We start from the raw sequence: 18903 nt of genomic DNA on the forward strand, positions 1-18903 counted from the left end.
CCAGGTCCAGCCGAAGAAGGTCGTCTACGCCAAGAGCCAGACCGACCCGGCCAACTCGGCCTGCGAGCCCGGCCGGGCGGTCGAGCAACCCGGTGCCGGCGCCCTGCCGGCACCGCGGGGCGGTCCGCAACCGGCTGGCCCTGCCGCTGGCCCTGGTCCAGGCCGACACCATCGCGCTGTTCTCCGCCGGCGGCCTCGCCAACCGGGCCATGGACCCGTCCGCCCCCCTCGACCCGCTGCTCGGCGTCCCCGCCGTCCTGCCCCTGCTGCTCCTGCTCAACCTGGCCGGCGGCCTCTACCGGGCCCGGCTCACCCTGTCCGTCCTGGACGAACTGCCCGCGCTGGCCGCCCGCGCCGTGGTCGCCGCCGCCTTCGCCGTCACCCTGTCCAACTGCCTCGGCGGCCACTGGCCCGACTGCGGCCCGGCCACCCCGTCCCGCCTCACCGTCCTGCTCGGCTGCCAGCTGCTGATCGCCACCGTCGGCCGTGCCGTCCTCTACCACCTGGTCCGGCGGACCCGCCGCAGCCGCCCCAGCCCCGCCCTGGTGCTCGGCGCCGGCACGCTCGGCCGCCGGGTCGCCGCCGTCCTCCGTGAGCACGGCGAGTACGGGATGCGCCCGATCGGCTTCCTCGACGCCGACCCGCCGCTGCTGGCCGACGACCCAGGCCTGCCGGTGCTCGGTGGCCGTGAGGTCCTGGAGCGCGAGGTGCGCCGGCACCGGGTCCAGCACGTCATCGCCACCGCCGGCGCCGCCGACGAGACCGAGGCCGCGGCCGCCCTGCGCGAGGCCGCCCGGCTCGGCTGCCAGATCTGGCTGGTGCCCGCGCTGCGCGAGTTCGGTTCGCTGCCGACCGCCCCGATCGCCGGCGGCGACCACCTGTGGGGCTTCCCCTGCCTGCGGGTCGGCCGCCCGGCGACCCGTCGCCCCGGCTGGGCCGTCAAGCGCGCCCTGGACATCGGCGCCGCGGGGTTCGGCCTGCTGCTGCTCGCCCCCGTCCTGGTGCTCTGCGCCCTCGCGGTCCGCTTCGACACCGGCCCCGGCGTGCTCTTCCGCCAGCAGCGCACCGGGCTGGACGGCAGGGTCTTCACCGTCCTCAAGTTCCGCACCCTGCGCCCGAGCAACGAGCACGAGTCGGCGACCCGCTGGAACATCTCCCAGGACCACCGGATGGGCGCCGTCGGCCGGCTGCTGCGCAGGAGCTCGCTGGACGAACTGCCGCAGCTGTGGAACGTCCTGCGCGGCGACATGAGCCTGGTCGGCCCGCGTCCCGAACGCCCGTACTTCGTCATGCGGTTCGGCCAGGTCTACCCCGAGTACGCCGACCGCCACCGCGTCCCGGTCGGCCTCACCGGCCTGGCTCAGGTCAACGGCCTGCGCGGGGACACCTCCATCGAGGACCGGGCCCGGTTCGACAACCGCTACATCGAGAGCTGGAGCCTCTGGCAGGACGTCAAGATCCTGTGCCGCACCGCGGCTCTGATGCTCCACCCGGACGGGAGCTGACCCGCGTGGCCCTGACCCTTCCCGCCGACCCCGCCCCGCGCGCACCGGAGGCGAGCGGGCGAGTCGCAGCCTTACGGAAGGTGCTGCCCGCGCTCGCGGCCCGGCCCAGCCCGTTGGCCGCGGCCACCGTCCTGCTGGTCTGCGTGCCGACCGGCGAGAAGGACGTCACCGCCGCCGTCCACGTCACCGCCGCCGACCTCGCCTCGCTGGCCCTGGTCGCCCTCACCGCGCTGAACCTGCTGCGCGGGCGGCTGCCCGCCGTCGGCCGGACCACCTGCGCGCTGTTCGCCGGGATCGTGGTCGCCGCCGCCGTCGCCACCGTCGGCTCGATCGACCCGGCCACCAGCGTCACCGGCTTCGTCCGGCTGGTCCAGGTGTTCGTGCTGGTGCCCGCCGCCGTGCTCTGCGCGCTGCGTGACCGCACCGACCAGCGCCTGGTCCTCGGCTCCTTCGTGCTCGCCGCGCTGATCCAGGGCGTGGTCGGCACCAAGCAGTACCTCACCCACACCGGCGCCTCCTACACCGGCGAGCCGATCCGGGCCGTCGGCACCTTCGGCGCGCTGGACATCATGGCGATGTCCACGGTGGTCAGCTTCGGACTGCTCGCCGCCCTCGCGCTCGCGCTCGGCGAACGGGGACCGGCCGGCGACGCCCGGCTGCGGCGGGCGATGTCCGCCGCCGCCGCCTTCCTCGTCCTCCCGCTCGCCGTCTCCTTCAGCCGCGGCAGCTGGATCGCCACCGGCCTCGCCGCCATCGTGCTGCTGCTGCGCGCCGACGCCCGGCTCGCCGTCCGCAGCGCCGTCCTCGGCCTCGCCGCCGCAGTCGTCCTGATCGGCGGCCTCGGCCTCGGCGGCTCCGGCGTCACCAAGCGGCTCAGCTCGATCGGCTCCGTCTCCGCCGCCCCCGACCAGTCCGTCTCCGACCGCTACGACCTGTGGGCCACGGCCGGGCGGATCTGGCAGGACCACCCCGTCCACGGCGCCGGCCCCAAGGCCTTCCAGCAACTCCGCGACAGCCACGCCCCACTGCGGCTGTCCTCCGGCAGCGACGCCGCCGACGCCACCATCGGCTTCCAGCGCGAGCCGCTGCTCTCCCCGCACAACATGTACTTCCTGGTCCTCAGCGAGCAGGGCCTGATCGGCATCACCGCCTACGTCGCGCTCTTCCTCGCCCTGCTGATCGGCTGCCTGCGCCGCTCCCGGGCCCCGGGCCCCGCGGCGCTCGCCCTGCTCACCTGGGTGCTGGTCGACTACCTGTACGCCGACATCGGCGGCACCACCACCGTGCTGACCTCCGTCGTCCTCGGCCTCGCCGCCCGCGCCGCCGCCGGGGAGGCGGACCGGTGACCACCGAGCGGCCGGCCGCCGTGGCCCCGACCCTCCCGGCCCCGCGCAGCGCGCCCGGCGAGCGGCCCGCCCCCGCACCGGACCGGGCGCCCGGGGGCGGCTTCCTCGCCAAGGCCTTCGGCATCACGGCCGTGCTCAGTGCCGCCGGCTCCGCCCTCGGCCTGCTGCGCGACCTCCTGCTGGCCCGCTACTTCGGCGCCAACCAGGGCACCGACGCCTTCCTGGTCGCCTGGACCGTCCCCGAGACGGCCGCGCCGCTGCTGATCGAGGACGCCATGTCCTTCCTCATGGTGCCCGCCTTCGCCCTCGCCCTGGTGCTGCGCGAGGAGGACCCGGACGCCCCCGACCCGGTCCGGCAGCTGGTCCGCGCCACCCTGCCCTGGCTGCTGCTCGCGCTCACCGGCCTTGCCCTGGCCGCCGTCCTCGGCGCCCCGCAGCTGGTCGAACTGCTCGCCCCCGGCCTGCCCGACCCGGGCCTGGCCGTCACCTGCACCCGGATCACCGCGATCACCGTGCTCCCCTTCGGCCTGGTCGGCTACCTGGCCGCCGCACTGCGCGCCCACCACCGCTTCACCGCCCCGGCCGGCATCTACGTCGTCCACAACCTCGGCATCCTCGCCGTCCTGCTCGGCTTCCACGCCTCCCTCGGCGTGCGCTCCGCCGCCCTGGGCGTCGCGGCCGGCAGCCTGCTGATGGCCGGCCTGCTGGTCGGCCCGTTCCTGCGCCGGCTCCGCCAGGGCCCGCCCGGTGCCCGCACCGGCCGAGGCCGCCGCTCGCCCAAGGCCCTGGTGCTGATGCCGCTCGCCCTGCTGCCGGTGGGCGCCTTCACCCTGACCCGGCAGGCGCAGGTCTTCGTCGAGCGCTACCTCGGCTCGGCGCTGCCGCCCGGCACCATCTCGCACCTCAACTACGCCGCCAAGGTCTCCCAGCTCGCCATGACCGCGGGCATCCTGATCTGCACCGTCACCTTCCCGCTGGTCGCCCGGGCACTCGCCGCGGGGGACCTCACCGCCGCCCGCGACCGCGTCGAGAAGGACCTCGGGCAGGCGGCGGCCGTCGTCCTGCTCGGCACTGCCTTCCTGATGGCCTGCGCCCCGTCCGTCGTCTCACTGCTCTTCGAGCGCGGCGCCTTCGGCCCCGGCGACACCGCGGCCACCGCCGACGTCATCCGGGTGTACAGCTTCGGCCTGCCCGCCCAGGCGCTGATCGGCGTGATGATCCGCCCGTACTTCTCGCTGCGCCCCGTCGTCCGCCGGGCCGACGACCCCGGCACCGACGACGGCCGTCGCCGGCTCCTGGACTGGTACCCGGCCGCCGTGATGGTGCTCGGCCTCGGCATCACCGTCGTCACCGGCCTGCTCGCCACGCCCGGCTTCGGCGCCCTGGGGCTCGCCGCCGGCAACGCGGCCGGCATCACCACCGCCGCCGCGCTGCTGCTGCGCGGCCTGGTCCTGCGCGGCATCCCGCTGCGGCTGCGCCGGGTGCTCGCCGACCACGGCCGGCTGGTGGCCGCCGCGGCCGGGGCCACCGTGCTCGGCACCGCCGTTGCCGGACTGGCCGCCGACCCCCTGCTCTCGACCCTCCTCGGGGGCCTCACCGTGGCGCTGGCCTTCGCCGCCCTCGGCACCGGACTCGGTGCCCACGAGGTGCGCGGCCCGGTCCTTGCCGCGGCCCGGGCCCTGAACCCGCCAACCCCCGCCGAAGAAGGGAAGCGTCCCCATGGACAATGAACGGGGAACCGTCCGTTCGGCCCAGGCGGGCGTCAGCAACGCCCCGCCGCACCGGGCTCGACCGCCCAGGAGCCGTCACCCGGTCGGTGAACGGTCGATCCCCGGCCCCGCCTCGCCGTGGATCCTGATGTACCACTCGGTGGCGGTCGAGAAGGAGGACCCCTACCGGCTCACCGTCAGCCCCGAACGGTTCGCCGAGCAGATCGCCTGGTTGCACCGGCGCGGCCGGCGGGGCGTCTCGGTCCGCGAACTGATGCGGGCCCGCGCCCTAGGCCGGGACGACAAGCTGGTCGGCCTCACCTTCGACGACGGCTACGCGGACTTCGCCCGGTATGCCGTCCCGATCCTCCAGGCCTACGGCTTCACCGCCACCACGTACGTGGTCGCGGACCTGCTCGGCCGCGCCAACGACTGGGACACCGAGGGCCCGCGCAAGAAGCTGCTCACCGTCCCGGAGGTCATCGAACTCGCCTCCGCGGGCTGGGAGATCGGCTCGCACGGCCTCGGCCACCAGGCGCTCACCGGCCTGCCGGCCGAAGCCCTGGCGGTGCAGGCCCGGGAGAGCCGGCGCCTGCTGGAGGAGGTCGTCGGCGGCCCGGTCACCGGCTTCTGCTACCCGTACGGCGCCGTCGACCTGACCGCCAGCCTCGCCGTCCGCGACGCCGGGTACGACTACGCCTGCGCCATCGCGCACTCCCCGCTCACCGGCCGCTTCGCCCTGCCCCGCTGCTACGTCGGCGACCGCGACGGCGCCTGGCGGCTGCGCGCCAAGAAGGGCCGGCACCGGCTGCGCGACGCCGTCACCGAGCTGCGCCGCGCGCGCGGGGAGCAGCGGCCATGAGGGTGCTGCACATCGTCACCGGGCTCGCCTCCGGCGGCGCGGAGCGCCAGCTCCACCTCCTGCTGCGCCACCTGCCCGCGCACCAGCAGTGCGAGGTCCTCGCCCTGACCAACCCCGGCACGGTCGCCGCCGCGCTGCGCGCCGACGGCGTGACCGTCCACCACCTGGGCATGAACGGCAACCGGGACCTCGGCGCGCTGCCCCGGCTGGTCCGGCTGGTCCGGGCCGGCCGCTACGACCTGGTGCACACCCACCTCTACCGGGCGCAGCTGTACGGGCGGCTGGCCGCGCGGCTGGCCGGAGTGCGGGCGGTGGTCTCCACCGAACACTCGCTGCAGGCCGGGGTGATCGAGGGCAGGCCGGTCACCCGGGGCGTCAAGGGCCTCTACCTGGCGGCCGAACGGCTCGGCAGCACCACCGTCGCGGTCTCCCGGCAGGTCGCCCAGACACTGCGCTCCTGGGGGGTCCCGCCGGCCCGGATCGAGCTGATCCCCAACGGCATCGACTCCGGCCGCTACCGCCTCCCGCCGCCCGACCGGGCCGCCGCGCGCCGCCGCCTGCGGGCCGAACTCGGTCTGCCGGAAGGGAGTTGGGTGGTCGGCGGGGTGGGCCGACTGGTCCCCGGCAAGCGCTTCGACGTGCTGGTCGAGGCCCTCGCCGACCTCGACCCGGCCACCCGGCTGGTGCTGGTCGGCGAGGGCCCGGAGCGGGCCGCACTGGAGCGCAGGGCCGTCGAACTGGGCGTCCGGGACCGGTTGGTGCTCACCGGCGAGCGCGACGACGTGCCGGAGCTGCTGTCCGCCCTGGACGTGCTGGCCGCGCCGTCCACCGCCGAGACCTTCGGCCTCGGCGTCCTGGAGGGACTCGCCGCCGGACTGCCGGTGCGGCACAGCGCCTGCCCGGCGCTCGACGAGCTGCCGCCCAGCGCCGCCCCGCAGGCCCGCCGCATCCCGTCCGACCCCGTGGCCTACACCGCCGCGCTGCGCGACCTGCGGCACCTGGGCGACCTGACCGCGGAGCCGCTGCCGCACCCGCCGGCCGTCGGCCACTACGACATCGCCCGGGTCGCCGCCGACCTGGGCGCCCTCTACGACCGGCTGGCCCGCGTCTGACCGCCCGCCATCGCCGGAACCGCCGTCCCATACCCAAGGAGCAACACCCATGACCACAACGCGCCGAAGCGCCCGCCGCCTGGTCCGCCGCTGGTGGCCCGTCGCGCTCGCGGTTCCGCTGGGCGCCGCGGCCGGCGCCGGGTACGCCGTCGTCTCGCACCCCTCGTACGCCGCCAGCGCCTACGTCCTGGTGGTCCCGCAGAACGCGGGCGAGGCCGCGACCGCGACCAACTTCGCCCAGGCGTACGGGCGGCTGGCCGGCCAGCCGCAGGTGCTCGCGGTGGCGGCCGCCGAAACCGGCCACACCCGGGCCGAACTGGAGACCCTGGTGCACGGGACGACCTCCCCGGACGCCCCGATGATCGAGATCACCGGCACCGGGACGAACGCCCAGGAGGCCGCCCGGACCGCCGACGCGGTGGCCGGATCGCTGGTCGCCTTCGCCAACACCAGCAGCAAGGACACCAACGTCCGGCTGGTGACACTGGCCCCGGCCGCCGCACCCGACAAGCCGACCACGCCCTCCGGCAAGCTGGACGTCGCGGTCGGCGGCGCGGCCGGGCTGCTGCTGGGCGCGCTGGTGATGATGACCCGCCGCCGGGCCGGGGCCGAGCAACCGGAGGCCGGGTCCGCCGGGTCCGCCGGGACCGCGGAGGCTCCCGCGGCCGCCGGACCGGCCGGGGTGCCGACGACGCCGCGCCCGCGCAGCGAGGAACAGCCGGCCGGGCCCGGTTCGGGCCCGAAGGCCGCCACCCCGAAGGCCGCCACCCCGAAGGCCGCCACCCCGAAGGCCGCCCCCGCGAAGGCCGCCCCCGCGAAGGCCGACGTGCGGACCCCCGCCAGGGCCCAGGTGAAGACCGACGCGAAGACCGACGCGAAGACCGAGCCCACCGAGGCCGCGCCCGAGGCGGCGGAGACCTCCCCGGCCGCGGAGAGGACCGCGGCCAAGAAGAAGGCCCCGGCCAAGGAGAAGGCCCCGGCCAAGGAGAAGGCCCCGGTCGGGGGCGGCCGATGAGCACCGATACCCGCAGCGCCGGCCTGCCGGCCGAGCCGGCGGCGCCGGCCTGGAGCAGCGAGCTGCGGTGCGAGGACGACGCGCTGGACACCCTTGCCGAGGAGTGGGACGACCTGGCCGCCCGCTGCCGGTCCGCCACCTTCTTCCAGGCCGCCGCCTGGCAGCGCTCCTGGTGGCGTCACTACGGCCGCCCGGGCGCCCTGGTGGTGGTGCTGGTCCGCCGGGACGGCCGGCTGGTCGGCGCGGGCGCCTTCCGGCGCCGCGGCGGCCCGTTCGGCGGCCTGACCGGCCTCGGCGCCGGGCTGGTCGACTACACGGACGTCCTGCTCGACGACGAGTGCGCCGACCGGGCCGCCGCCGAGTTCGCCGCCGCGCTGCCGCTCACCCGCCCCTGGCACTGGCTGGAGCTGCGCGAGGTACACCCCGAGGCGGCGGTGCAGCGGGTGTACGAGCACTGGCGCGGCAACCGCCGCTGCTTCGAGGACTCGCTCTGCCAGTACCTGCCTGCCGTCCCGATGGAGCGGCTGCTCAAGCGGGTGCCCGGCAAGACGGCCCAACGCACCCGGGTGAAGCTGCGCAAGATCGCCGAGGCCGGGGTGCGGGTCAGCTCGACGCCGCCGGCCGAGGTGGCGGAGGCGTTGGAGGGGCTGCTGCGGCTGCACTACCTGCAGTGGCAGCAGCGCGGCGTCACGCCGGAGCACCGTACCGAACGGTTCGCCCGGCACCTGACCGAGTCCACCACCGGCCTGGTCGCCACCGGCAAGGCCGTCGTCCACCGGTTCCACCTGGACGGCCAGCTGGTCGCGGTGAACCTGCTGTTGCTCTGCCCGTCGTTCGGCGGCCTCTACCTGTACGGCGCGCACCCGGTGTTGCGCGAACGGCTGGACATCGCCGGACTGCTGTTCAGCGCGGCCCTGGAGGAGACGGTCGGCGCGGGTGTCCCGGTGCTCGGTCTGCTGCGCGGCCAGGAGCCGTACAAGCAGCGCTGGCGCCCGGACCGGCTGCCCAACCAGCGGCTGCTGCTGGGCCCGGCGGGACCGGCGCCGGCGGCGGCCGTCCGGGCCGGGGCGGTGCTCGCCCGGCAGGCGGCGGCGCACCGGCTGAGCACCCGCTTCCCCGCGCTCAAGGAGGCGTTGCTGGCCCGCCGCCGCAGCTGACCGTTCAGCGCCGGGCGGGCGTGGCAGCCGGGGACGGGCTCGCGGCCGGTCCCGGTGTCGGCACCGCGGCTGCGGTCGCGGTCGCAGTCGCCGGCCCGGTCGCTGCCGCCGTCCCGGTCGGCCTCGGCGAGGCGGGTACCGGCGACGGGGCCGGTACCGGGGGAACGGTGGGCGTCGGGGGCGCCGTCGGCAACACCGCCGACGCCCCCTTCGACCCGGACATCAGCTGCTTGAACCGCGCCGCCGAGCGCGGGTTGCCGACGCACTGGAAGAAGCCGTGCGGGCAGTAGTCGGTGACGGTCTGGTAGGCGGTGTCATGGGTGCGGACCCACTCGACCATCCGCTGGACGAACTCCGGGTTGTCGCCGTTGCGGAACAGCCCCCACTCCGGGTACGAGACCGGCTTGCCGCGCCTGGCCGCGAACTCCACCTGGTCCTGCAGCCCGTACGGCTCGCGCACGTAGTCGTCGAACGTCCCGCCGGCGGGCTGGTCGTAACTGTCCATGCCGATGATGTCGACCACGTCGTCGCCGGGGTAGCACCTCGTCCACGGGATGGCGTCCAGGCCCCGGTTGGGGGCGAAGTCGAAGCGGAACCGCTGCCCCGGCACCGAGCGCATCACCCCGACGATCCGCCGCCAGTAGGCCTTCCACGCGGAGGGGTCGGGCTTGCAGCGGTGGGTGTAGGTGGTGCCGTTCATCTCCCAGCCCAGGGTGAGCACGGTGTCCGGGCCGCCCAGCGCGACCAGCCGCCGCGCGAGTTTGAGGAAGTGCCCGTCGAAGTCCCCGCGGGCGCCCTGGGTGAGCAGCTTCGCCACCTCGCCGTCCGACACGTGCGCCTCGTTGGGCACCAGCATCGGCACGCCGAGCACGAGCATCCGGGACGGGTCGGCGAGCCGCCACTGTGACCACAGGCCGAGGACCACCGGGTCGCCCTCGACGTCGGACCAGCCGTTGCCGGCCAGATAGGTGTGGCCGACCTGCAGGTTCGCGTCGCCCAGCCACTGTGCGTACCGGCCGATCTGCGGGATGTACGTGTCCCAGGAACCGACGAAGGCCCCGAACGGCGGCTCGTGCGCCGGCCGCCGGACCGGCGGCCGGGGGCCGGCGGTGCGCGGCTCGTAGGCGTCGGAGGAGAGGCCGTGCCGTTCGCCCTGACCGAGCGGGGCCCCGGCCGGGACGCTGGCGGTGGCCATCAGCAGCAGGGCGGCGGCGGCCAGCGTCAGACGGCCGATGCGCATGGTCTCTCCTCCGGACGTCACGGGGCGGGGCGCCCGGTCTCGGCGTGGACGGACCGTGGCGCCCCGCTCGCCGACAGTAGGCCCGACGGAGGAGAGGAATGCTGAATGTCACCCTAAAGTGGGCGATATTCGAACGCCATCTGCCGCAACAGCCGCCGGGCGCCCGCCGTGTATCAGATCTGTAACGGTCCGGCCGGGCCCGCGCGGGCCGCCCCGGGGTGCCCGGCGGAGCGGGCGGGGCTGCGACGGCGCAGGTCGGCGGGCGGGCGCGCGGGCGGGGCGCGCGGGGCCCCACGCGCCGTTCGCGACACGGGCGCAACCCGTAACCGGGCTGACTCGCGTGCCCGGCGAAAGGTACGCTCCGGCGGTGTCCCGGAAGCCGCTGCGTGTACTGACCCCCCGCTCGATCCTGCCTGCCCTGGCGGTGATGCTGGTCCTTGCGGCCGGAGCTGCGGCCCACGCGAACAAGCCGGTGCCGTTCGGCGACCGGGTGGCGGGACCGGGGGACGCCGAGGCGACGCCGGTGAACTCCGAGTCGCTCAGCGCCGCCGACCTGGACCTGCGGGTGGGCCCCGGCCTGGAGGCCTTCCACAAGCAGACCGGCGAGCAGGCCTGGTCCTACCGCCGCGAGGGCGCCGAGGCGCTCTACCTGGCGATGGCCGGGGACAACGCGATCGTGGTCTGGGACGACGGCATCGTCACCTCGGTGCGCCCGGGCGACCACGAGGTGCGCTGGCACCGCGCGGTGCCGGGCCTGGCGGACTGGCTGCGCGGCGACGGCGAGCCCGGCGCCGACAAGCGGACCGACGCCCAGCGCAAGCAGCTCGCCAAGCAGCGGGCCGCGGCCGCGCTGCACACCGTCCAGCGCGACGGCTCGCCCTGGCTGGCCCTGATGACGCCGAATCTGACCATGGGACTGCGCGACGCCGACGGCGACCTGCGCTACAACGACAAGCCGGCCAACGGCTGCGCCTACGACCCGCTGCGCGCCGTGCACACCGACTACGCCGTGCTCATTCCGCGCACCTGCACCAACAGCAGCGGGCAGGCCGTCTCCGGCGGCATCACCGGCTACCGGCTGGACAGCAACGGCTGGGCGATGAGCACCGGCCCGGCCGCGACGGTCAAGGTGCTGGACCGCAGCCGGGTGGAGATCACCGACGGCCCGATCGTGCCGCCCAAGGTCTTCGACACCAAGGTCGCCGCGCCCGAGACGGCCTGCGGCGCCCCCGTCGCGCCCTTCGCCGCCGTCCGTCCGCAGGGCGGCTGTGTCGACCCGGCGGCGCCGCAGACCGCCGACGCCGCGGTGACACCGGCCCCCACGGCCCCGGTGACGCCGGCCGCGACCGACACCCCGGCCGCTCCCCAGGACACCCCGGCCGAGACCGGCGCCCCGGCGGCTCCGGCCGCCGCGGACACCCCGGCGCCCCCGGCTCCGGCGGGCGACGGGCCGGTCGCGCAGCAGCCGTGACCCGACGGGTCGTCGGGTCGGCGGATACCCCGGGGCGGTAGGCGCCCGGGGGAGTTCCGCACGGCCCGGTAGACTTGCCGCCATGGCTATCTTCTCCGGGCAATAGCGGGCGGCGGCGCCCCAGGTGGTGCCGACCGCCGATGAAGCCCTTTCCGCCCGCCCGGCCCCGGCCCGTCCGGCCGCCCGCCCACGTCCCAGGAGTAGTTCCCAGCCATGATTTCCGCCAACGCCCTCGAGCTGCGCGCCGGTGCCCGGATCCTGATCGAGTCCGCGAGCTTCAAGGTCGCCGCGGGCGACCGGATCGGCCTGGTCGGGCGCAACGGCGCCGGCAAGACCACGCTCACCAAGGTGCTGGCCGGCGAGGGCCTGCCCGCCGCCGGGACCATCACCCGTTCCGGCGAGGTCGGCTACCTCCCGCAGGACCCGCGCACCGGTGACCTGGACGTCCTCGCCAAGGACCGCATCCTCTCCGCCCGCGGCCTCGACACCGTGCTGAGGAAGATGCGCGAGAACGAGGAGCGGATGGCGAACGGCATGGGCGCCACCCGCGACAACGCGATGAAGAAGTACGCCCGGCTGGAGACCGAGTTCCTCACCAAGGGCGGGTACGCCGCCGAGGCCGAGGCCGCCACCATCGCCGCCGCGCTGGGCCTGCCGGACCGCATCCTCGGCCAGCCGCTGCACACCCTCTCCGGCGGTCAGCGCCGCCGCGTCGAGCTGGCCCGGATCCTGTTCTCGGACTCCGACGTGCTGCTCCTCGACGAGCCCACCAACCACCTGGACGCGGACTCCATCGCCTGGCTGCGGGACTTCCTGAAGACGTACAAGGGCGGCTTCATCGTCATCTCGCACGACGTCGACCTGGTCGAGACGGTCGTCAACAAGGTCTTCTACCTGGACGCGAACCGGTCCGCCATCGACGTCTACAACATGGGCTGGAAGCAGTACCAGCAGCAGCGCGAGGACGACGAGAAGCGCCGCAAGCGCGAGCGGGCCAACGCCGAGAAGAAGGCCGCGACGCTGAACGCGCAGGCCGACAAGATGCGCGCCAAGGCGACCAAGACGGTGGCCGCGCAGAACATGGCCCGCCGCGCCGAGAAGCTGCTCTCCGGGCTGGACCAGGTGCGCCAGAGCGACAAGGTCGCCAAGCTGCGCTTCCCGGAGCCGGCGGCCTGCGGCAAGACCCCGCTGACCGCGGCGGACCTCTCCAAGTCCTACGGCTCGCTGGAGATCTTCACCGGCGTGGACCTGGCGATCGACCGCGGCTCCCGGGTCGTCATCCTGGGCCTGAACGGCGCCGGCAAGACCACCCTGCTGCGGATGCTGGCCGGGGTCGAGCAGCCGGACACCGGCGAGGTCATCCCGGGCCACGGCCTGAAGATCGGCTACTACGCCCAGGAGCACGAGACCCTGGACCCGGAGCGCAGCGTCCTGGAGAACATGCGGTCGGCCGCGCCGGACACCGACCTGGTGCAGATCCGCAAGATCCTGGGTTCCTTCCTGTTCTCCGGCGACGACGTCGACAAGCCGGCCGGGGTGCTCTCCGGCGGTGAGAAGACCCGTCTGGCGCTGGCCACCCTGGTGGTCTCCTCCGCCAACGTGCTGCTGCTCGACGAGCCCACCAACAACCTCGACCCGGCCAGCCGCGAGGAGATCCTGGGCGCGCTGCGCGAGTTCTCCGGCGCGGTCGTGCTGGTCACCCACGACGAGGGCGCGGTCGACGCGCTCCAGCCGGAGCGGATCATCCTGCTGCCGGACGGCGTGGAGGACCTCTGGAGCCCGGCGTACGCCGATCTGGTCTCGCTGGCCTGACCGGAAGTAGACGCGGCCTCCGCTTTTCGGACCAGAAAAACTAGTCCTTACGGCGTGTCCGGGAATGAAGTAGACCCGGATTCCGTTTAGAGACTTCCCGTCGGCCCGCCACTCGATCGTGGTCGGGCCGACGCTGCTGATCAGCCCTTTCACGGCGAACGGCGGTAACCGCCCGGGGGCGTGCACTCTGCGTGAGCGCCCTGATGCGCTCGGATCACCACCGGCGGACCACGCATTTCCGACATCGACCTTGTCGAATGGGTGGCCAGGACGCGGTGGATGGGTGATCATGGGAATCTGACCGAGCAACGCTACGAGGAGGCACGGGTGGCCGAGACTCTGAAAAAGGGCAGCCGGGTGACCGGTGCCGCGCGTGAGAAGCTCGCGGCCGATCTCAAGAAGAAGTACGACTCCGGGGCGAGCATTCGCGCTCTCGCGGAGGAGACCGGTCGTTCGTACGGCTTCGTGCACCGGATGCTGAGCGAGTCCGGAGTGATCCTCCGGGGCCGCGGCGGTGCCACGCGGGGCAAGAACAAGGCGACTGCCGGGGCCGGTTCCTGACGGTTCGTCAGCTATTGGCTGGATGACGCGGCGGCAGGGCGCCGACCGAGGAGACGACGGCTGACCGACAGCCGGGCGTCCGCCCTCGGGTCGTGTGGACCGGCCGCCGATCGTCATGTCCGGGGTGCCGCCCACCCTCGCTCCCTCCCTTCGCGCGGGCCCCGGCGATCTTTCCGGGCCAGGCCCCTGCCCACCTGCGCCCAGTTTTGTTACTCTCCGGTAGCCACATCCCCCGCCACCGGAGGTCCCCGCATGACCGCCCCCGCCACCGAACCGCAGGCCCCGAGCTGGGAGCGGGACGGCGTCCGTCTGGAGATCGAGGGCGAGCTCGCCGTCGTCACCCTCTGTCAGCCCAAGCGGCGCAACGCCCAGTCGCCCGCGCTCTGGCGCGCCCTCACCGACGCCGGTCGAGACCTGCCCGGCAGCGTCCGGGTCGTCCTGCTGCGCGCGGAGGGCGTCTCCTTCTCGGCCGGGCTGGACCGGGCCATGTTCACCGCCGAGGGCATCCCGGGCGAACCCACCTTCCTGCAGCTCGCCGGCGCGAGCGACAAGGAGCTGGACGACACCATCGCCTCGTACCAGGAGGCCTTCACCTGGTGGCGCCGCCCCGACCTGATCTCCATCGCCGCCGTCCAGGGCCACGCCGTCGGCGCAGGCTTCCAGCTCGCGCTCGGCTGCGACCTGCGGGTCGTCGCGGAGGACGTCCAGTTCGCGATGAAGGAGACCTCGCTCGGCCTGGTGCCGGACCTGGCCGGCACCAAGCCGCTCACCGAACTCGTCGGCTACGCCCGGGCACTGGAGATCTGCGCGACCGGCCGCTGGGTCGGCGCCGAGGAGGCCGCGGCGACCGGTCTGGCCAACCTGGCCGTGCCGGGTGCGGAGCTGGACACCGCCGCCCGGGACCTCGCGGCGGCCCTGCTGGCCGCTCCGCGCGGCGCGGTGATCGAGACCAAGGCCCTGCTGCAAGGGTCCGCCGGGCGCACCTTCGAGGAGCAGCGCTCGGCCGAACGGGTGGCGCAGGCCCGTCGGCTGCGGGAGCTCGCCGGCATCGGCGACTGACGCCGCCGCTCCGATCGAAGGCCCGGCCCCGGGGAACGCCCCGGAGCCGGGCCTTCGGTGCTTCCGGGGTGCTCCGCCCGCGTCCCGCGGCGTCCGCTCGGCGGGCGCAGAACGTGGCGAAATGCAAGAGTTGGGGAGGTTTGCGATATAGCTGGAGCCGTACGACGGGAGAAGCGCCCATGCCTGACACTCCGACGCCCGCGACCCTGCACAAGAACGCCGGCGGCACCCCGCTGCCCGGCCCGCCGCCGGGTGGCTCCGGCGGACCGAAGCCGGTCGAGGACCGCGGTCGCACGGCGCTGGCCGTCGGCGTGGTGGAGAAGATCGCCGGGATGGCGGCCCGGGAGGTCTCCGGGATCCACGCGCTGGGTTCCGGGCTCGCCCGGACGTTCGGTGCGATGCGGGACCGGGTGCCCGGCGGCAAGTCGAGCATCGGGCGTGGCATCAAGGCCGAGGTCGGTGAGAAGCAGACCGCGATCGACATCGCCCTGGTGGTCGAGTACGGCGTGGTCATCCCCGAACTCGCCCGCCAGGTGCGGGAGAACATCATCGCCGCGGTCGAGCGGATGACCGGCCTGGAGGTCGTCGAGGTCAACATCGCGGTCAACGACGTCCACCTCCCGGACGAGCCGGAGTTCGAGGAGGAAGAGGAACCGGCGGCGCCGGGACAGCGGACCAAGCTCAAGTAGCGGGCGGCCCCGGCGGGGCACGACGCCGCGAGGAACGAGGGAGTAGCGGATGAACCTGGCCATCGTCGGCCTGGTGGTGGGCATGGCCCTCGGCTTCGCCGGGTACTTCGGGGGGTTCGCGGCGTTCCTGCTGGTGGCCGCGCTCGGGCTGGTCGGCTTCGTGGCCGGGCGCCTGCTGGAGGGCGACATCGAGCTGGGCGAGCTCGGGGACCTGTTCCGCGGCCGCGACCGGCGCCGCTGATGGGGGCCACCGCCTCCGCCGCCTCCGCTCCTGCCCCCGGCCCGGTGCCGGCGTCGGGCCGGCGGGGGCGGCTGCGGGTCGCCGACCGCGTCTACGCCCGGATCGCGGCCCGGGCGGTGCGGGAGGTGCTGGCCGGTGCCTGGCCCGCCGGGCGGGCGAGGGGCGCGCCGCCGCGGGTCTCGGTGGCGGTGCCCGGCAGCACGGTGACGGTCCGGGTCGAGGTCGAGCTGCCCTTCCCGTCGGACGTCGCGGGGCTGGCCGCGGCGATGCGGCGGGCGATCGCCGCGAGGGTGCTGGGGCTGACCGGGACCAGGGTGTCGGACGTGGTGGTCGTGGTCGAGAAGCTGGTGGCGGGGGGAGCCTCGTGAACGGCGCGGGCGACGCGGGTGCGGAGGTCGTCGGGGGGCCGGGGACGGCCGACGCGGAGCCCGGCGGCGAGTCCGGCGAGGCGTCCGGCCGGGCCGCGCCGGGGAAGGTGCACCGGCTGCGGGCGCCGCGGACGGTGGCCGCGACCCTGGTGGCGACGGTGGTGCTGGTGGCCGCGGGAGCGCTGCTGTACGACGTGATCGCGGTGCGGGCGGGGCAGCCGGCACGCAGGTGGCGGACGCAGATCGCGGACGAGCTGGCGACCCGGCACCTCGACGACGTGTGGGTGCTGGTGGGCGCCGGAGTCGCGACGCTGCTGGGCGGCTGGCTGCTGTGGCTGGCGATCGCGCCCGGGCTGGGGAGGTGGCTGGTGCTCCGGCCGTACGGGGGGACCGCCGCGGCCGTCGACCGGGCCGGGATCGGTCACCTGCTGACGGACCGGGCGGCCGGGCTGGCCGGGATCGACCACCTGCGGATCCGGGTCGGGCGGCGGCGGGTGCGCGTGTCGCTGACCGGGGCGGCGGACCCGGCGTCGGTGCAGCGGCAGTTGCGGGAGGAACTGGACCGGGTGGGACTGGCGCGACCGCTGCGGCTGGACGTGCGGACGGCGGATCGGCGCGGGGCGGGCGGGGGCACGGGGACGGCGGAGGGCCCGGAGGACGGCGAGCGCCCGGAGGACAGTGAGCGCGCGGAGAACGGGAAGGGCCCGGAGGACGGCGAGCGCGGTGAGAACGGGAAGGGCCCGGAGCAGGGGGACGGCACGGGAACGGGGCCGGGAACGGGGGTGGCGGGGTGACGCGGGTGGTCGTCAACCGGGTGCTGCTCGGGGTGGTGGGGGTGCTGCTGCTGGGCGTGGGGGTGCTGGTGCTGCTGGGCGGGCTCGACCTGTACCGGTGGGCGGGGGTGCACCCGCCGGGGTGGTGGCCGCTGACGTCGCCGGGCCGGCCGGTGCTGAGCGCGAGCTCGCGCGGGCGGTGGGTGTCGTCGACGTGGTGGTGGCCGACGGTGATCGGCGGGCTGGTCGTGCTGGTGGCCGGGATGGTGTGGTGGCTGGTGGCGCAGCTGCGGCGCACCGGGCTGCAGAGCATCGCGGTGCCGACCCCGGGGGTGAGCGGGCTCCGGCTGCGGGTCGGCGCACGGGCGTTGGAGGAGGCGATGGAGACCAGGACGGTGGTGCTGCCCGAGGTCGAGCGGGTGGGCGTCCGGCTGGTGCGGGCGCCGCGGCACCCGCGGTTGCGCGGCGCGGTGCGGTTGACGCCCGGCGGGGACCCGGTCGCGCTGGTGGAGCACTTCGAGGACGGGCCCCGGGCCGATGCCTGCGGCAGCCTGGGGCTGCCGGAGCTGCCCGCGGACCTGCGGATCCGGGTGCTGCAGGCCGCCCCCGCCGAGCCGCGGCACCGGTGGCCCCGGCGGCGGCGGAGGCAGTCGAGGGTGATCTAGGGATCAGAGGGTGCGCAGGGCACCGCCGTCGACCGGGACCATCAGGCCGGTCAGGTAGGAGGCGGCGGGGGAGAGCAGGAAGGCGGCGACCTTGCCGAACTCCTCGGGGGTCCCGTAGCGGCCGAGCGGGATGCCGGCACTGGCTGCGGCGCGGGCGGCGTCCGGGTCGGCGGCGAGGGAATCGAGTTCGCGGACCCGGTCGGTGTCGATCCGGGCGGGGAGCAGGCCTACCACCCGGATGCCGCGGGGGCCGAGTTCGTCGGCGAGGGCCTTGGCGGCCATCGCCAGGCCGGGGCGCAGGCCGTTGGAGATGCCCAGGCCGGGGATCGGCTGGCGGACCGAGCTGGAGAGCACGAAGCCGATCACGCCGCCAGCGGGGAGCACGGCGGCGGTCGCGCGGGCGAGGCGCAGGGCGCCGAGGAAGACCGACTCGAAGGCGTCGCGCCAGGCCTCCTCGGGAGTGGTCTCGACCGGGCCGGCCTGGGGGCCGCCGACGCTGATCAGGATGCCGTCGAGACGGCCGAAGTGCTGCCGGGCCTCGGCGATGAGGCGCTCGGGGGTGTCGGGGGAGGCGTTGTCGGCGACCACGCCCCGGGCGGTGCCGAGGACGCCGAGTTCGGCCACGGCCTGGTCGACGGCCTGCGGGGTGCGGCCGCTGACGAGGACGCGGGCGCCGTCGGCGGCGAGTTCGCGGGCGGCGGCGAGGCCGAGGCCCCGGGTGGCGCCGGTGACGATGTAGGCCTGGTCTTTCAGTCCGAGATCCATGGGGACATCTTGCCGGGTGGGGCGGGGGGTACGAGCCGGGGTCCGGTTCGCGGAAGGGCCGGCGGCGGGGCTGGCGTTGACGTCCGGGGGAAGGTTTACGGTCGGTACCGGTTGTGCGGGAGGAGCGGGTTCGGCATGCGGATCGGGGAGTTGGCGGAGCGGGCGGGGACGACCACCCGGGCGTTGCGGTACTACGAGCAGTTGGGGTTGTTGCCGGCCCGGCGGGCGGGCAACGGGTACCGGGCGTACGACGAGGGGGATCTGCGGCTGCTGCGGGAGATCCGGACGCTGCAGGACTTCGGATTCGGGCTGGAGGAGACCCGGCCGTTCGTGGAGTGCCTGCGGGCGGGCCACCCCGAGGGGGACTCGTGTCCGGCGTCGCTGGAGGTGTACGAGCGCAAGCTCGCGGAGCTGGACGACTGCATCGAGCGGCTGCGGGAGGCCCGGGAACGGGTGGCCGGGCAGTTCGAGCGGGCGGTCCGGGCGCGGGACGACCTCGCGGCCTCCGAGCAACCACCACGGTGTGAACTGACGAAGACGACGGAGGAGTAGA

The 18903-nt window shown here is 75.1% G+C and carries 19 protein-coding genes; 17 read left to right on the plus strand and 2 right to left on the minus strand.

Annotation, left to right across the window (positions count from 1 at the left end; translation table 11 throughout):
• Positions 1–92 precede the first annotated feature (92 nt).
• Genes AB0D10_RS38315 through AB0D10_RS38345 form a run of 7 tightly spaced genes read left to right on the plus strand, consistent with a single transcriptional unit; the run spans position 93 to position 8706 of the window.
• Positions 93–1505 carry a sugar transferase gene (locus AB0D10_RS38315; protein WP_360265092.1) on the plus strand — a complete coding sequence of 471 codons (1413 nt, stop codon included), beginning with the start codon at positions 93–95 and terminating at the stop codon, positions 1503–1505.
• A gap of 5 nt (positions 1506–1510) precedes the next feature.
• Complete coding sequence (locus AB0D10_RS38320) at positions 1511–2851, plus strand: O-antigen ligase family protein (protein ID WP_360265095.1); 1341 nt, start codon at positions 1511–1513, stop codon at positions 2849–2851.
• Positions 2848–4581 carry a lipid II flippase MurJ gene (locus tag AB0D10_RS38325; RefSeq protein WP_360265097.1) on the plus strand — a complete coding sequence of 578 codons (1734 nt, stop codon included), beginning with the start codon at positions 2848–2850 and terminating at the stop codon, positions 4579–4581. The genes AB0D10_RS38320 and AB0D10_RS38325 overlap by 4 nt, the downstream gene beginning before the upstream one ends.
• Positions 4571–5422: a polysaccharide deacetylase family protein gene (locus AB0D10_RS38330; protein WP_360265100.1), complete on the plus strand. Its 852-nt coding sequence runs from the start codon at positions 4571–4573 to the stop codon at positions 5420–5422. The genes AB0D10_RS38325 and AB0D10_RS38330 overlap by 11 nt, the downstream gene beginning before the upstream one ends.
• Positions 5419–6534 carry a glycosyltransferase gene (locus AB0D10_RS38335; protein ID WP_360265103.1) on the plus strand — a complete coding sequence of 372 codons (1116 nt, stop codon included), beginning with the start codon at positions 5419–5421 and terminating at the stop codon, positions 6532–6534. The genes AB0D10_RS38330 and AB0D10_RS38335 overlap by 4 nt, the downstream gene beginning before the upstream one ends.
• A gap of 49 nt (positions 6535–6583) precedes the next feature.
• Positions 6584–7549, plus strand: a complete 966-nt coding sequence (locus tag AB0D10_RS38340; RefSeq protein ID WP_360265106.1) for a Wzz/FepE/Etk N-terminal domain-containing protein — start codon at positions 6584–6586, stop codon at positions 7547–7549.
• Positions 7546–8706, plus strand: coding sequence for a GNAT family N-acetyltransferase (locus AB0D10_RS38345; RefSeq protein ID WP_360265109.1), 1161 nt, complete (start codon positions 7546–7548; stop codon positions 8704–8706). The genes AB0D10_RS38340 and AB0D10_RS38345 overlap by 4 nt, the downstream gene beginning before the upstream one ends.
• A gap of 4 nt (positions 8707–8710) precedes the next feature.
• Here AB0D10_RS38345 and AB0D10_RS38350 read toward each other — a convergent pair whose 3' ends face one another.
• Positions 8711–9946: a glycosyl hydrolase gene (locus AB0D10_RS38350; protein ID WP_360265112.1), complete on the minus strand. Its 1236-nt coding sequence runs from the start codon at positions 9944–9946 to the stop codon at positions 8711–8713.
• A 367-nt stretch (positions 9947–10313) separates the two neighbouring features.
• On the opposite strand from AB0D10_RS38350, the gene AB0D10_RS38355 reads away from it, so the two are divergent.
• The 9 genes from AB0D10_RS38355 to AB0D10_RS38395 all read left to right on the plus strand — a co-directional run bounded on the left by AB0D10_RS38355 (position 10314) and on the right by AB0D10_RS38395 (position 17585).
• Complete coding sequence (locus AB0D10_RS38355; RefSeq protein WP_360265114.1) at positions 10314–11417, plus strand: hypothetical protein; 1104 nt, start codon at positions 10314–10316, stop codon at positions 11415–11417.
• Between the two features lie 213 nt (positions 11418–11630).
• On the plus strand, positions 11631–13229 hold the full coding sequence (abc-f, locus tag AB0D10_RS38360) for a ribosomal protection-like ABC-F family protein (RefSeq protein WP_360265117.1): 1599 nt from the start codon (positions 11631–11633) through the stop codon (positions 13227–13229).
• 327 nt (positions 13230–13556) lie between these two features.
• Positions 13557–13790 (plus strand): helix-turn-helix domain-containing protein, encoded by a 234-nt coding sequence (locus AB0D10_RS38365; RefSeq protein WP_030059940.1) that lies wholly within the window; start codon positions 13557–13559, stop codon positions 13788–13790.
• 252 nt (positions 13791–14042) lie between these two features.
• Positions 14043–14849 (plus strand): enoyl-CoA hydratase/isomerase family protein, encoded by an 807-nt coding sequence (locus AB0D10_RS38370; RefSeq protein WP_360265120.1) that lies wholly within the window; start codon positions 14043–14045, stop codon positions 14847–14849.
• A 179-nt stretch (positions 14850–15028) separates the two neighbouring features.
• A complete protein-coding gene (locus AB0D10_RS38375) occupies positions 15029–15538 on the plus strand; it encodes an Asp23/Gls24 family envelope stress response protein (protein WP_360265123.1) in 510 nt (169 codons plus the stop codon).
• Between the two features lie 49 nt (positions 15539–15587).
• Entirely contained in the window at positions 15588–15779 is a 192-nt protein-coding gene (locus tag AB0D10_RS38380; protein ID WP_360265126.1) for a hypothetical protein, read from the plus strand.
• Positions 15779–16147, plus strand: a complete 369-nt coding sequence (locus AB0D10_RS38385) for a hypothetical protein (protein WP_360265128.1) — start codon at positions 15779–15781, stop codon at positions 16145–16147. Before AB0D10_RS38380 ends, AB0D10_RS38385 begins: the two co-directional genes overlap by 1 nt.
• Positions 16144–16941, plus strand: a complete 798-nt coding sequence (locus AB0D10_RS38390; protein ID WP_360265130.1) for a DUF6286 domain-containing protein — start codon at positions 16144–16146, stop codon at positions 16939–16941. The genes AB0D10_RS38385 and AB0D10_RS38390 overlap by 4 nt, the downstream gene beginning before the upstream one ends.
• The gene (locus AB0D10_RS38395; protein ID WP_360265133.1) at positions 16938–17585 is read left to right on the plus strand and encodes an alkaline shock response membrane anchor protein AmaP; all 648 of its coding nucleotides are present in this window, start codon (positions 16938–16940) and stop codon (positions 17583–17585) included. The genes AB0D10_RS38390 and AB0D10_RS38395 overlap by 4 nt, the downstream gene beginning before the upstream one ends.
• A gap of 3 nt (positions 17586–17588) precedes the next feature.
• On the opposite strand, the gene AB0D10_RS38400 is transcribed toward AB0D10_RS38395, so the two are convergent.
• The gene (locus AB0D10_RS38400) at positions 17589–18350 is read right to left on the minus strand and encodes an SDR family oxidoreductase (protein ID WP_360265136.1); all 762 of its coding nucleotides are present in this window, start codon (positions 18348–18350) and stop codon (positions 17589–17591) included.
• Positions 18351–18485: 135 nt separating this feature from the next.
• Here AB0D10_RS38400 and AB0D10_RS38405 point away from each other — a divergent pair, with 135 nt between their 5' ends.
• Positions 18486–18902, plus strand: a complete 417-nt coding sequence (locus AB0D10_RS38405) for a MerR family transcriptional regulator (RefSeq protein ID WP_360265139.1) — start codon at positions 18486–18488, stop codon at positions 18900–18902.
• Position 18903 lies beyond the last annotated feature (1 nt).

The sequence above is a fragment of the Kitasatospora sp. NPDC048545 genome (genome assembly GCF_040651155.1).
Classification (GTDB): domain Bacteria; phylum Actinomycetota; class Actinomycetes; order Streptomycetales; family Streptomycetaceae; genus Kitasatospora.

Excerpts from the sequence above, each read along its gene's own strand:
- AB0D10_RS38330 (WP_360265100.1), top strand. The coding sequence starts at position 4,571 with ATGGACAATGAACGGGGAACCGTCCGTTCGGCCCAGGCGGGCGTCAGC.
- AB0D10_RS38335 (WP_360265103.1), top strand. The coding sequence starts at position 5,419 with ATGAGGGTGCTGCACATCGTCACCGGGCTCGCCTCCGGCGGCGCGGAG.
- AB0D10_RS38340 (WP_360265106.1), top strand. The coding sequence starts at position 6,584 with ATGACCACAACGCGCCGAAGCGCCCGCCGCCTGGTCCGCCGCTGGTGG.
- AB0D10_RS38345 (WP_360265109.1), top strand. The coding sequence starts at position 7,546 with ATGAGCACCGATACCCGCAGCGCCGGCCTGCCGGCCGAGCCGGCGGCG.
- AB0D10_RS38350 (WP_360265112.1), bottom strand. The coding sequence starts at position 9,946 with ATGCGCATCGGCCGTCTGACGCTGGCCGCCGCCGCCCTGCTGCTGATG.
- abc-f (WP_360265117.1), top strand. The coding sequence starts at position 11,631 with ATGATTTCCGCCAACGCCCTCGAGCTGCGCGCCGGTGCCCGGATCCTG.
- AB0D10_RS38370 (WP_360265120.1), top strand. The coding sequence starts at position 14,043 with ATGACCGCCCCCGCCACCGAACCGCAGGCCCCGAGCTGGGAGCGGGAC.
- AB0D10_RS38375 (WP_360265123.1), top strand. The coding sequence starts at position 15,029 with ATGCCTGACACTCCGACGCCCGCGACCCTGCACAAGAACGCCGGCGGC.
- AB0D10_RS38380 (WP_360265126.1), top strand. The coding sequence starts at position 15,588 with ATGAACCTGGCCATCGTCGGCCTGGTGGTGGGCATGGCCCTCGGCTTC.
- AB0D10_RS38385 (WP_360265128.1), top strand. The coding sequence starts at position 15,779 with ATGGGGGCCACCGCCTCCGCCGCCTCCGCTCCTGCCCCCGGCCCGGTG.
- AB0D10_RS38400 (WP_360265136.1), bottom strand. The coding sequence starts at position 18,350 with ATGGATCTCGGACTGAAAGACCAGGCCTACATCGTCACCGGCGCCACC.
- AB0D10_RS38405 (WP_360265139.1), top strand. The coding sequence starts at position 18,486 with ATGCGGATCGGGGAGTTGGCGGAGCGGGCGGGGACGACCACCCGGGCG.